At 65.4% G+C, this 12,582-nt stretch carries 16 protein-coding genes; 12 read left to right on the forward strand and 4 right to left on the reverse strand.

The genetic code is table 11. The features are described from left to right. Nucleotides 1-202, forward strand: a 202-nt coding sequence (locus tag SPR01S_RS21980; protein WP_218016783.1) for a hypothetical protein, incomplete at its 5' end; no start/stop codon positions are given. Nucleotides 203-206: 4 nt separating this feature from the next. On the opposite strand, the gene SPR01S_RS19635 is transcribed toward SPR01S_RS21980, so the two are convergent. After that, on the reverse strand, nt 207-800 hold the full coding sequence (locus tag SPR01S_RS19635; protein WP_084251310.1) for a CGNR zinc finger domain-containing protein: 594 nt from the start codon (nt 798-800) through the stop codon (nt 207-209). Between the two features lie 122 nt (nt 801-922). On the opposite strand from SPR01S_RS19635, the gene SPR01S_RS19640 reads away from it, so the two are divergent. The 11 genes from SPR01S_RS19640 (at nt 923) to SPR01S_RS19685 (ending at nt 10,028) form a co-directional block, all read left to right on the forward strand. Beyond that, a complete protein-coding gene (locus SPR01S_RS19640; protein ID WP_084251311.1) occupies nt 923-1,891 on the forward strand; it encodes an alpha/beta fold hydrolase in 969 nt (322 codons plus the stop codon). Between the two features lie 128 nt (nt 1,892-2,019). Then, nucleotides 2,020-2,796: an SDR family oxidoreductase gene (locus tag SPR01S_RS19645; RefSeq protein ID WP_066593037.1), complete on the forward strand. Its 777-nt coding sequence runs from the start codon at nt 2,020-2,022 to the stop codon at nt 2,794-2,796. Beyond that, complete coding sequence (locus SPR01S_RS19650; RefSeq protein WP_084251312.1) at nt 2,793-3,626, forward strand: haloacid dehalogenase type II; 834 nt, start codon at nt 2,793-2,795, stop codon at nt 3,624-3,626. Before SPR01S_RS19645 ends, SPR01S_RS19650 begins: the two co-directional genes overlap by 4 nt. Before the next feature lie 149 nt (nt 3,627-3,775). Next, nucleotides 3,776-4,267, forward strand: coding sequence for a YHS domain-containing (seleno)protein (locus SPR01S_RS21750; protein ID WP_066593039.1), 492 nt, complete (start codon nt 3,776-3,778; stop codon nt 4,265-4,267). Beyond that, nucleotides 4,264-4,764 carry a TlpA family protein disulfide reductase gene (locus SPR01S_RS19660; protein ID WP_066593042.1) on the forward strand — a complete coding sequence of 167 codons (501 nt, stop codon included), beginning with the start codon at nt 4,264-4,266 and terminating at the stop codon, nt 4,762-4,764. Before SPR01S_RS21750 ends, SPR01S_RS19660 begins: the two co-directional genes overlap by 4 nt. A 279-nt stretch (nt 4,765-5,043) precedes the next feature. Next, entirely contained in the window at nt 5,044-6,258 is a 1,215-nt protein-coding gene (locus SPR01S_RS19665) for a nucleotidyltransferase domain-containing protein (protein WP_169803472.1), read from the forward strand. 20 nt (nt 6,259-6,278) lie between these two features. Next, nucleotides 6,279-7,256, forward strand: coding sequence for a hypothetical protein (locus SPR01S_RS19670; protein WP_169803473.1), 978 nt, complete (start codon nt 6,279-6,281; stop codon nt 7,254-7,256). After that, nucleotides 7,253-8,329 carry a 50S ribosomal protein L11 methyltransferase gene (locus tag SPR01S_RS19675; RefSeq protein WP_066593045.1) on the forward strand — a complete coding sequence of 359 codons (1,077 nt, stop codon included), beginning with the start codon at nt 7,253-7,255 and terminating at the stop codon, nt 8,327-8,329. Before SPR01S_RS19670 ends, SPR01S_RS19675 begins: the two co-directional genes overlap by 4 nt. Before the next feature lie 30 nt (nt 8,330-8,359). Then, nucleotides 8,360-8,509, forward strand: a complete 150-nt coding sequence (locus tag SPR01S_RS21755) for a hypothetical protein (RefSeq protein ID WP_157082370.1) — start codon at nt 8,360-8,362, stop codon at nt 8,507-8,509. 71 nt (nt 8,510-8,580) lie between these two features. Next, on the forward strand, nt 8,581-9,432 hold the full coding sequence (locus SPR01S_RS19680) for a Stf0 family sulfotransferase (protein WP_084251315.1): 852 nt from the start codon (nt 8,581-8,583) through the stop codon (nt 9,430-9,432). Then, a complete protein-coding gene (locus SPR01S_RS19685) occupies nt 9,429-10,028 on the forward strand; it encodes a 2OG-Fe(II) oxygenase (RefSeq protein ID WP_066593048.1) in 600 nt (199 codons plus the stop codon). Before SPR01S_RS19680 ends, SPR01S_RS19685 begins: the two co-directional genes overlap by 4 nt. A 112-nt stretch (nt 10,029-10,140) precedes the next feature. On the opposite strand, the gene SPR01S_RS19690 is transcribed toward SPR01S_RS19685, so the two are convergent. The 3 genes from SPR01S_RS19690 to SPR01S_RS19700 all read right to left on the reverse strand — a co-directional run. Next, the gene (locus SPR01S_RS19690) at nt 10,141-10,434 is read right to left on the reverse strand and encodes a PqqD family protein (RefSeq protein ID WP_066593056.1); all 294 of its coding nucleotides are present in this window, start codon (nt 10,432-10,434) and stop codon (nt 10,141-10,143) included. Nucleotides 10,435-10,446: 12 nt separating this feature from the next. Continuing rightward, on the reverse strand, nt 10,447-12,351 hold the full coding sequence (locus tag SPR01S_RS19695; RefSeq protein WP_066593063.1) for an asparagine synthetase B family protein: 1,905 nt from the start codon (nt 12,349-12,351) through the stop codon (nt 10,447-10,449). A 9-nt stretch (nt 12,352-12,360) separates the two neighbouring features. Then, on the reverse strand, nt 12,361-12,582 hold a 222-nt coding region (locus tag SPR01S_RS19700), incomplete at its 5' end, for a PqqD family protein (RefSeq protein ID WP_066593071.1).

The following is a 12,582-nucleotide window of genomic DNA, read 5'->3' on the forward strand; positions in this document are numbered from 1 at the left end:
GGGCCGGTGCCGCAACCGTTTCAGCTTTGCTGAAACAAACTCGAGGACAGCTGCCAGACCGGTCCTCGGCTTCTTCGATCCCTTCGTCGCGGAGACCGCCATCGACACGCCATTGTCGGGAAATGGGATGGCGGGAGCTATCAACTGGTCAACCGTGTCATGCGGGGCACCGCAGATGAAGCAGCGCCTGAAGATCACGTAGCCGGTCAGGCCCGAGCGCTTGCCTTGCGGGCGCGATATTGCGCTATCTTGTCGCGGTTGCCGCAGACCGACATCGAACACCAGCGCCGCCGGTTGTTCTTCCCCACGTCGTAGAACTGCATCGTGCACGCCGGATTGTCGCAGTGGCGCATCCGTTCGCGGTCGAACGCCTTCAGGAAGTGCGCGAAATCCCACGCTACCGCAGTCGCTACCGGCGGCCCCACCAGCGTCGCCCTTTCCTCGATCACCGGAAGGCCACCTTGTTCCGCGACATGAAGCCGGGTCCCGGATCGGGCGATGCGTCGATTGATGTCCTCGAGCGTCCGGCGCGGCAGCGGCAATCCGGCAGCGAGTTGGCCGAACGCCGCCTCGAGCTCCGCCCGCAGGCTCCTGAGATCCTCGATCGTATCGGCTTCAGCCGCCGCCGGAATCGTCAGGTTGGCTTGCTTCGCCCATCGCCCCAGCGACTCGCGATCCCCGATCAGATCCAGCGCCATGCCTTTGATCACCGGCGTAGTGTTCAGGAAATCGATCCACAAATGCCCGCCCAGAAAGGGCATGCCTTCGCGAAACTCTCCGGCAATCCGCTCCTGGCTCATGATCGTGCTTTCCAGATGGTCGCGCCGACGGGCGCGAGCTGTAACCAATGAAATAGTGCTTGACAGGTTTTCTGTAAAGAGACACCTATTAAAGCGTAGTTTATCGGTTACAAGGAAATCTCATGTCCAAATCCACTCGCACTCTCGGTCTGGCGGCGGCTGCCGCCGGTATGGTCGCAATGACGCCGGCATCCGCGTCACCGACGCCAATAAGCGCTCCGACGGTTCCGGCCGTCCGCACGCTGTACAAGTCGGAAACGGTGAAGGGGCTCAAGGTCTTCTACCGGGAAGCCGGTGATCCAGCCCTGCCGACCATCGTGTTGCTCCACGGCTTTCCGACGTCGTCGCACATGTATCGCGATCTGATCCCTGCATTGGCTGGGCGGTTCCACGTGATCGCGCCCGATTATATCGGCTTCGGCCAGTCGGACGCGCCGGCCGCATCCGAATTCACCTACAGCTTCGATAACCTGACGGCGCACGTCACCGGGCTGCTCGATCAGCTGCACCTGACGTCGTACGTCCTCTACATGCAGGATTATGGCGGGCCGGTCGGCTTCCGCATCTTCGCCCAGCGCCCCAGCCAGGTGAAGGGCTTGGTCATCCAGAATGCCAACGCCTATCTCGACGGGGTCGGCGACATGCCAAAGCAGGTCTTCCTGCCGCTCTGGGAAAAGCGCGACGCCACCACCGAAGCTGCCGCACGGACGTTCCTGAAGCCCGAAACGACCCGTTTCCAGTACACGTTCGGCGCACGCGATCCGGAAGCGATCAGCCCGGACAACTGGACCATCGATCAGGCGCTGCTCGACCGCCCTGGCACCGATGCGTACCAGTTGGACTTGCTGGCGAATTACAAGACCAACGTCGCGCTGTATGACAGCTGGCATGCCGCGTTCCGCAAGTATCAGCCCAAGACCCTGATCGTCTGGGGAAAGAATGATCCGTTCTTCATCCCGGCCGGCGCGGAAGCCTTCAAACGCGACTTGCCCAAGGCGAAATTGGTCTGGCTCGACGGCGGACATTTCGCACTTGAGGAGAATGTCGGGCTCGTCGCGCACGAGATCGACCTCGCATTTGCCGGCGAATAAAGATGCCGGCAAAGGCCGCCGGCGCTTCCCCCCCAATCCTCCGACCGGAGGACGCCGGCGGCCACTCCATCGTCCCACCGAGCGCCGAGCAGTAACGATCCCTCGGCGCGCCACGAATGGTTGAAATAATGGTCCATCAAACACGTACCGTCATCGTCACGGGCGCGAGCCGCGGCATTGGCCGCGCGACCGCGCTCCGTTTGGCCGAAGACTTCGATCTGGTCGCCATGGTCGCGCGTAGCGAAGATGCCTTGGCCGACTCAGCGTCCATGATCGAGCAAGCGGGTGGCAGGGCGCTTCCGCTCGCCAGAGACCTGCGTTTGCCGGAAAACGCGGCAGCGGTCGTCGCGGCGGTGGCCGAAGCCACTGGCCGGATCGATGCGGTGGTGAACATCGCCGGCGCCGTGCCGCAGGCGAACCTGATGGCGCTCAGCGATGACGAATGGGACGATGGCCTGTCGATGAAATTCCACGGGGCACGCCGGCTCGCGCTCGCCGCCTGGCCCCACCTCAAGCAGTCGCAGGGCGCGCTGATATTCATGTCGGGCGCGACTGCCGCTGCGCCGAGCGCTGCTTTGGCCGCCGTTTCCACCATCAATGCTGCGATTTCCGCTTTGGCCAAGGCCTTCGCGGATCAGGGGCTGATCGACGGCGTGCGCGTGAATTCGGTGCTGCCCGGCGCGGTGACGACCGGCCGCAGGCTGGCGATGATCGCACGCTACGCGGCAGCGCGCGGCCTTTCCGTGGAGGATGCCTTGCTCCATTATGCCAGCGAAGCCGGCATCGCCCGTTTCGGCGAGCCTGACGAAATCGCCGAATTGATCGCCTTTGCCATTTCACCTGCGGCCGCGTGGATGACCGGGACGGCCTTGCGGATGGATGGTGGGGAAACGCGGGCGATATGAGCGACGACACGCCCGCACTCGCGACCGCTGCGACTTTCGCCGTGCCTGGTCGCGAGGGAACGGATCCAGCCGCTTCGCACCTGTCGCGGCGAGGCGCGATCGGCGCGATCGCCGTCGGCGCCGCGCTGCTTCCCGGCGCGGGCAACGCGCTGGCGCGGGGGCCGATCGAGGCGATCGCGTTCGACGGCTTCCCGATCTTCGATCCTCGCTCCGTCGTTCAGAAGGTCGTGGCGCTGATACCCGACCGCGGCCGTGACCTTGCGCAGGTCTGGTCGACCAAGTTGTTCGGCAATAGCTGGCTGTATACAGCGGCTGGCCAGTACGCCACGTTCGACGAGGTCGCCGACAACGCGTTGCGCTACGCGGCGGAATCGCTCGGCATAACCCTCTCCATGTCGGATAGAAGAGTACTGGTCGCCGCCTATGCGGAGCTGGTGGCCTGGCCGGACGTCAAATCCGCGCTGCAGAAGTTGCGCGACTCCGGCATCCGCCTCGCCTTTCTGTCCAATCTTGGAGAGGCGACGCTTCGCGCCAATATGGCCCGCAATGGACTGGACATACTGTTCGATCATGTGCTCAGCACCGATCGCGTCCGCGCGTTCAAACCGTCTCCCAAAGCCTATGCGATGGCATTGGACGCGTTCGGGTTACCGAAGGCGCGTATCGGCTTCGCCGCGTTCGGCGGTTGGGATGCGGCCGGCGCGGCGTGGTTCGGCTATCGAACGGCCTGGGTCAATCGCCTCGGCGTGCCGCTCGAGCGCCTCGGTCCTGGGCCGGCCATCGTCGGATCCGATATGACGGCCGTGCTGCGATTGGCGGCGCTGGCCTGATCGCGAGGCCAGCGGCGGCCTGACGCCCCGGCTCTCTTCCCGATCGATCCCGGCATCTTGCCGACTCCCTTCGCGCTGTAACCGAAGGCGCTTCTCCCTCGAATGCATAGGAGAACTGGCTGACCAACCAGCCGAAGGGAGACCGTCGAATGTATCGCACCATGTTGAAGCCGCTCGCCGTCGCGCTGTTCGCGGCGGTGCCGTTGTCCGCTCTGGTCGTCGCGTCGGGCGCGCAGGCCGGAATCAAGGGCTCGACCGCGCAGATCAACACCGACGACCATGGCGTCGCCCTGGGCGGCTACGATCCGGTAGCGTATTTCGACAGCGGCAAGCCGACTCGCGGGGTCGATCGCCTCTACGCGTCCTATGACGGCGCGCGCTATCTCTTTGCCACCGCCGCGCATCGCAAGGCGTTCCTGGCCAATCCCAGGAAGTACCTTCCCGAATTCGGTGGATTTTGCGCGGTGGGCACTGCGTTCGGCGAAAAGGTCGATGTCGATCCCGAGACCGGGAAAGTCGTGAATGGCAAACTCTATCTCAACAACAGTGCCCGCGCGCTGCAACTGTTCGACAAGGACACTGCCGGGATCATCATCAAGGCGCAGACCAATTGGCCGGTCGTCAAGGAAAAGGCATTTTGACGGATCGCGTCCGATCATCGGTTCGGGCACTGGTCCTCGCCGCCGTTGGCGGCCTGCTCGCCTCGGCGCTGCCGGCGCGGGTGCCGCCGAAAGTGACCCGGACGGTATTGCCGCCGATCGTATCCGCCGACGGCTCGCCGCTGTCGGTGGACGCGTTGCGCGGCAAGATCGTCCTGGTCAATTTCTGGGCGAGTTGGTGCGGTCCCTGTCGAAAGGAATTGCCGAGCCTGGATCGGCTGGCGGCGAAGCGTAGCGACCTGGTCGTCATCGCCGCCTCGGTGGATGCCGATCGTGACGATGGCATCAGGGCCTTTGCCGGCCGCTATCCGCATCTTCGCCTCGGCTTCTCCGCGCTTCCCGCCGTTCAGCGCTTCGGTGCGCTCGGTATGCCCTATTCGGTCGTGCTCGACCGCAATGGGCACGAGAAGGCACGCGTGCCCCACGCATTGGCCTGGGATGGGCCGGACGGAGCGGCGCTATTGTTTCGCGCGCGATGATCCTGTCCGCAGGCGATATGCGCGATCATCACTGAACCCATAACAACTCGCCATTTCATGTTCACTCCGGCGCAGCCGATAGCTGGCCGATACGCGGGATATCATGCGCCGACCGACCATCGTCGTTCGGTCAATCTCCAATAAGTCTAGTCTCGCGGCACGAAACGGGGTTCGAGCGCGGTCGGACCTGCGAACCGGCCAGCGGTGAGGTGGAATTGAGGGGCGCATCGCGCTAGTTGCTGGTCGGTCGGGTCGGGGGGATCCGAAATGGGGGCAGGCATGTCGGGTTTCGCGGTTGGGCCGGGGGGAGATGATGGCGCTCCTCTCCCTGATTTCTCGCCCGAATTGCGCTTTGTCTTCGCGGCGGCGCGACTGGCGAGCGGCGGCGTCGCCTCGGCTCAACTGGATCGTGCCGCGGCTCAGGTCGGGGACTGGGATATCGCCCAGCGCGGGCTCGTGCATCATGGCCTGATCGGGCTCGCGGTTCCGGCGCTGTTGCGCGCGGGGGTCATGCCTGTTGCAACCTGCGCGGCGCTCGAGGCGGCGCGGCGCGCGCATGTCGTCGGCGCGATGCAGCGATTGCACGAACTGGTGCGGATCGCGCGCGCTCTCGAGGCAGCCGGCATCCGATATGTGTTCATCAAGGGTATCGCACTGTCGATCCAGCTGTACGGCGACCCGATCGCGCGGGGCGGGCGCGACATCGACGTGCTGGTCGAGCGCGAGCGTACCCGCGACGCCGAAGCGATCTTGCGCGATCTGGGTTATGTGCCGCCGATCAATGCCGCGTCCGTCCGACCGGACGAAGACACCCCGCCCAAGGAAAGCGGATGGGTGCATGGAGAGAGCCGCATCCTGGTCGAATTGCACGATCGCCTCTGCGAGAATCCTGCGTTGCTGCCTTGGGATTTCGAGGCGCTTTGGGCCGAGCGCGAGACGGTGACGATCGCCGGTATGGCGGTGCCCGCGATGGCGCGTCGGCGGTTGCCCATTTATCTTGCGGTGCACGGCATCCGGCATGGTTGGCAGCGGCTGATGTGGCTGGCCGATCTCGCCGTGCTGCTCGATTCCGATGCCGCGTGGGAGGAAACCCTCGCTACGGCCGCAAAGGAGGGGCTGGAGGGGATGATGCTGCATGTCGGCTGGGCGCTGCATCACTGGCTGGCGCGTCCGGTGCCGACGCCAGTGCTGGCGCGGGGCGCGCGGCGGATCGATGTGCGGCTGCTCAACCGGCTGGTCGTGCAATTTCACGATGGGCCGCAATGGTATGAGGCGAGGCCGCGCAGTTCGCTGCGTCGCTTCATCGCTGGGAGCGTATGGAGCCGGTCGATCACCTATGCGATGAAGCCGACCCGGCATTTCTGGGGCCGCCAATTGGCCTGGGACCTCAGTTCTCCCCAGGATCGCGCCGCATTCGCGCTGCCGGGCGGACTCGGTTGGATGTATCCGCTGATCCGGCCATTCGGCTGGGCGATCCGGCGCCTGCGCGCCTGACGTCCGGACATGCAAGAGTCATGACCTATCACTACAGCTTCGGCGGCCTCCGGGTCCGGTCCCAGATAGAATTGCCCGGGCTGGTGCCCGCGGCCGATGGCGAGAGTGGATGGGCCGGTGACCTCGATTTGGCGGTCGAGACCGGATCGCCAATCGACCATGACGTGGTCAGCTATGAATGGCGCAACGGTTATCGTTTACGGCTGGGCGAACGGGACGGACGCTGGCTGATCCGCTCGCGCTTCGATGGGAGCTATCTGATCGACCGGGATGGACGCTCGATGACGCTGGTCGCCGAAACCATGCCGCCCGATGCGGCGGCGATCGAGGTTCTGTTGCGCCGCGTGTTGACGCGGGTTCCGATGCTGCAGGGAGCGATCGCGGTTCATGCCGCGTCGTTGCTTCAGGATGGCGGCGGGATTCTGTTGATCGGGCGTTCGGGCGCGGGCAAATCGACGCTATGCGCGGCGCTGACCGTGCAGGATGGCTGGCAGATCCTGGGCGATGACACCGCCTTGCTGTGGCGGCCCGGCGCGCCGATGCTCGGCGCAGGCGCGAAAACGGTGTGCCTGTGGCCCGAATCGCGTGACGGACTGGAACTGGCAGCCGAGCGCAGCATTCCGCTCGCCAGCGCCTCCGGCAAGTCGCGTTGCCCGGTCGTGGCGGGCGACCCGCCCGCGCTCGTCCCGCTGCGCGCGCTGATCTTTCTCGACCGCCGCGCTGAGCTGGCCGAGCCGCGGCTGGAGCGGCTCGAGATTGCCGAGGCGATGACGCTGATCGTACCGCAGATCATCCATTTCAACCCGAGCGGCGCGAGCGTGCAGGAACGCGTCCACGCCGTTTCGGGGCTGCGCGAATTGCTCCACACCCGCCCCGCCTGGCGGCTGGTCTATCCCAGCGACTATGCCGCGCTGCCGCAGGTCAAGGCGCTGCTCCGTCCGCTGCTGACGCTCGGCGCGGTTGCGTGCGATGCGCAGTCGGCTACCGCATCGCGATGACCGATCGCGCCGCCCAACTTTCCGCCCTGCTGCCCAAGGTGGCGGGCGATCCCCGCGGGATGATCGCGGTCGCGCGCCAGTTGATCGCGGCGGGCGATCGGCGCCGCGCGCTGGAACTGGCGGAGCAGGTCCATGCGATGACGGGTGGCCGCGGCGAAGCTGGGGTCACCGCCGCCGAGATACTGAGCGACGGCGTCCATAGCTGGCATTTCGTGATCCCCTTCGATCGCGCGCGTAACCAAGCCTATGAACAGGCGTTGATCCGCGCCATCCGTCCTGGCTGCCGCGTGCTGGAGATCGGTGCGGGTAGCGGGCTGCTCGCGATGATGGCCGCGCGACAGGGTGCGCACGTGGTAACGTGCGAAGCCGATCCCGCCATCGCGTCGGCGGCGCGCGACGTGGTCGCGGCGAACGGCTTTGCCGATCGGGTCACGGTGGTGAACAAACATTCCACGGCACTGGACGCCGATCGCGACCTGGGGGGGCGGGCCGATATTCTGGTGTCGGAGATCGTCAGCAACGACCTGCTCAGCGAAGGGGTGCTGGCGGCGCATGAGGATGCGGTCGCCCGGCTGCTGGTGCCCGGTGGCGTCGTCATTCCCCCGCGAGGAAAGATCCGCGTCGCGCTCGCCCGCGACCTGCGCAACCGGGCTAAGCGCCTCACCGAAGCGAGCGGATTCGATCTATCCGCGTTCAATCGCCTCGCCTCGCCGAGCGAGATGATCCGCGTCGGCATGGAACAGGTGGCGCTGTGCAGCGACCCGGTGAACTTGTTCAGCTTCGACTTCGCCAGTGCCGAGCCCCGCAAGGCAGAGCGGCGGGAACTCGCGATCTCGTCGCTGGGCGGCCGCGTGGACGGCATCGTACAATGGATCGCACTCGAGATGGATGCGGTTGGCCGGTACGAGAATCGGCCTGAGCCGGGGGCAGCCTCCTGCTGGGGCGCTTTGCTCTGGCGGTTTCCGCAACCATTGGAGACGCTGGCTGGCGAGGCGGTTGCGGTCGGCGGGGCGCATGAGCGGGACCGCGTGCGGTTGTGGCAGCAAATTGATTTATCGGAGGCGGGATGCTAGCCTAATCCCTCAATAAAAGGGGCGGGTATGATGGAAAAGCTTCCCAAGAACGATGAGCCGACTGCCAAGGTCGAGACTGAAGAGTGGGTAAAGCCTGAGATAGCTAGCTTTCTCCCTGCCAAAGCCGCTGAGGGCATTTCTTATCGCCCGACCGACGGCCTCAGCAACCTGACGCCCTGACCGTACTGAAAGTCGCGCGTCCGATCGGCGCGGGATATCAGGGATTTCGTATTGACCCACTGCGCCGTGTGATGACGGAACGCTCCGATCGCGCCCGGGGTGTTGCGCCCTATGACTTGGCGTCCGCCGCGCATGACTATTCCCCATGGGAAGGTCCACCGCGTCGGACGGTGCTGCTCTGCACCCACCCGCGCTCGGGCAGCACCCTGCTGGGCGAGGCGCTGTATTTCGCGGGCGGGCTGGGTTGCCCGCTCGAATATTTTCATGCCGGGTTCCGCCCCTCCTTCGCGCGGCGCTGGAACGCTCCCGACTATGACAGCCTCAGCGCAGCCGTCCGCCGTCATCGCACTTCACCCGACGGGACGCTGGGCGTTAAACTCTTCTGGCGCGATATCGAGGAGATCGCGCGCGATGCGGATCCTGCGCTGGAGCGCTTCGCCAACCTGCCTCCTTCTGAAGCGCCTGTCGGCTATTACGCGACGCTTGCCAAACATGTCGCTCGGCTGTTCCCAAATCCGCAATTCGTCCATTTGTGGCGCGAGGACAGGTTACGCCAAGCGGTCTCGGCGGTGCTCGCCGTTGAGACCGGGCGGTGGCGCTCAATTCCCGGCGCTATTCGGGAGGACGCGTTCGTGACCCCGGCGTTCGACGCCGATCGGATCGAGCGAATCATGAGCTATTCCGATTTCTGCCACGGCCATTTCCGCAACCTGTTCGTGGCGATGGGCGCAACGCCGCATGCATTGAGCTACGAGGCGCTGACCGCCGATTATGATACCAGCGTGCGCGCGGTGCTTCGGCATCTGGGCAGCGATGCCGAGCCGCGCGCGCCCCGAATGCGCCGCCAGGCGGATGACACGAGCGAAGCGATGGTGCTGCGCTACCTGCGCGAGCGGGCGGCACCGGTGCGATCCACGGGATGACCGCACCGATCCTGCCGCATCTGCGCATCGTCGATTTCCTCGATGCCGAGGCCCATGCCGCGCTGCTCGAATGGGCGCTGGCGAATGAAGCGCGGTTCGTCCCCGCACAACTCGCCGGGGGGATGGTCAAGCCCGAAGCCCGCCGCGCGCTGGTGCTCCGCGACCTTGGCCCGACAGCCGATTTGCTGGATGCCCGACTGCGAGAGGTGGCACCTCATTGGTCGTCCATGTTGCGATCCACTCCGTTCGCGACGAGCGAGGTGGAACTCGAACTCGCCGCGCACAATGACGGCGCGCATTTCACGCTGCATGCCGACACCTATGCCAGCGCACAAGCCGCGCGGGGTGACCGGATGCTGAGCGCGGTCTATTATTTCCATCGTCGACCCAAGCGGTTCGCGGGCGGCGCGCTGCGGCTCCACCGGCTGGGCGCGGCGCCTGGCGACGCCGGGCTCGATATCGAACCTGACGACAACAGCCTGGTCGTCTTCCCGTCCTGGGGGCCGCATGAGGTCATGCCGGTCCGCTGCCCGTCGGGGGCCTTTGCCGATTCGCGCTTCGCAGTAAACGGCTGGATCTATCGCGCACGAGGGTGACGCGATCGCCTAGAGCTGCATGCCCGATATCTGAATCGGACACGCCGTTCTAATTATTTGTGGTCGCATCGCTTTCTGCGGAAAACCGGTGCCCACTTTTCCGCGCGATGCTCTAATCCGCGATTTCCAGCACGCCGCGCTCGATCAGATCCGCGACGAACGTGACCACATCGTGGCGGCATGTGTCGGCATCTACTCGGTAGTGCGTTGCCATGTGATTGCACAGCGCGCCCAGCGTTTGCGGCGCCTCGACAAAGCTCCAGATGCGTGTGCCGGTGCGGTTGAGCTGGAAGAAATAGCCCGAATCGATATCGAGCAGAATCGCGTCGTCGGCGACATCGGCGCTGACCACCGCCGCCTTGCGACGCAGCCTCGTATCCTCGTCGATCGTCGCGGTCTGAACCATGGTAAGCGCCCCCTACGCCTTCAGGCCGAAGGCATGCTCCAGCCACATCTCGGTGGCAAGGGTGAACCAGACCGGCCCCCATGCGCCATCGGGTATGGGCCCCTCCGATCCGTTCCTGCGCCACGCCTCGAACGGCGCGTGCATCGCCGCGATCCGTTCGGGTACGATCCATCCGAGCTTGACCGCGGTCAACTCATGCAACGGCCGCTGACGCAGCAGCTCGCCGATCGCGTCGACCTGGTGCGACACGAAATAGGATTTGGTGCGCCGCTGGCGGATCTTCTCGGGCAGCGTGCCTTTCATCGCCTCGCGCAGCAGATATTTGCGGGTGTTGAACTTGCGCAGATGCTCGCCGCCCGCGCCCATGAAGAAACGAGTCAGGCGCAGATCGTGGAGCGGGTGCCGCACCTCGACGCCATGGCTCTCGGCAAAGGCGAGGGCAGTATCGACCATCGTGTAGCGTCGGCCGAGCGAGAAGACGCTGTAGCGCGACTGCTGGTCCATCCCGCGAAGGCCCGTGCGTACGATTTTCTGGCGCCAGCGGTCCTCTAGCCCGATCCGCGCCATCCAGTCGGGCCGGATCCAGTCCGGCTGGTCAAGGCGGAAGTCGAGATGCGGGGTCAGCAACGCCTTGCGATGCTTCCCGCTGGCCAGCGGAAGCAACGTGCTGTGGAGCGTCCGGCGGGCCTGCACATACCAAGGCTCATCGGGCCATTGCTCCGCGCCATGGCGGAACAATTTCCCCCAGCGGCCAGCGACGAAGCGGTCTGGCCAATGCGCCAGCGATCCGTTGAGCCAGTCGTCGCCGCCTTCCCCGGTCAATAATACGCGCCGTCCATCGGACTGCAGTGCCTTCAGCACTCCGCCCATCGAATCGAGAACATTGGGGCGCACCGGCAGCTGATAGGAATCGGCGCACCATTGTCGCGCGACATCGGGGTCGAAGCGACGCGCGCCGACGACCTCGGCAGTGATTCCGAGATGTGCCTCGACCGCACTGCTCCATTCGGTTTCGTCGTGCGGCTCGCCCGGAAAGCGCGCGGAGATCGCGCCTATCTGACGGTCGAGCCTGCCTTCGCGGAACAGGTGCGTCGCGCGGCACACGATCGACGAGGAATCAAGGCCGCCAGACAGCTGCGCCGTGACCGGCCCGTCGCTGCGGATCGTCGCCTCCAGCGATTGGTTGAGCAGGTGGTTGAACCGCTCGACATGGTCGTCGATCGATCGGTTCGACAGATCCTCAAACGGCCCGCCATGCCAGTTCCAACGCGACACGAAGCCATTTTCGAATGTAATCGCCCCGCCCTGCGGCACGCGCTCGATCCCGGCCCACAGCGTGTCGGTTTCCGATACGAAGCGCGCCGACAGATATTCGCCGATCGCACCCTCGTTCAGCCTGCGCTCGAACCCCAATCCCAGGATCAGCGCGCGCGGCTCGCTCGCGAAGCCGAAGGTCGTGCTGTCGAACGCCCAGAGCAACGGGCGCCAGCCCATAGGTGAGCGGAAAAGGTCGAGCCGGCGCGTGCGCGGTTGCCACGCGGCGACCGCATAGTCGCCGACCAGGCGGTGGACGAACTCACGCCCCTCGCGCTCGAACAGTTTGATCGCGATGAGGCCGTCGGGCGCATCGGTCAGCCGTACCCCCTCTGTGCCCAAGAACGCGAGCAACTCCGCGCGATTGTCGAGGCGGCCGTCGAACAGCAGAGCGATCCCGGAGTCCGCCCCTTCGAAGGGTTGGCTCTCGCCCCGCGCTTCGGGCGTCGTCGCATGCGCGAAGCGAACCATACCCGCGCGCTCGTCGTGCCAGGTCTGAACGCCGTCGAACCCGCGGCGAAAGGTCGATCGCGCGATCCGGTCGAGAAGATCCGGTCCTACCGGCCGGCCGTCGGTGAAGACGGCGCCCGCAATTCCGCTCACGCTACGGCCTTACGCATCGACAAGCAGGCCCAACTGGAGCGCGTCGGCGACGAAGGCGTCGACATCCGCGCGCATCGCTTCGACCGGGACGCCATGCGTTTCGGCAAGGTCTGTCGCGACCTGCTCGATCGGCGTCTCTGCCGCAATGGCAGCCCAGATCGCCGCCGCAGAGCTATTGAGGACATGATAGCGACCGTCGCGCGCGTCATAGAGGGCGATCTCTCCCGAAAC

The organism is Sphingomonas pruni NBRC 15498 (genome assembly GCF_001598455.1).
Classification (GTDB): domain Bacteria; phylum Pseudomonadota; class Alphaproteobacteria; order Sphingomonadales; family Sphingomonadaceae; genus Sphingomonas; species Sphingomonas pruni.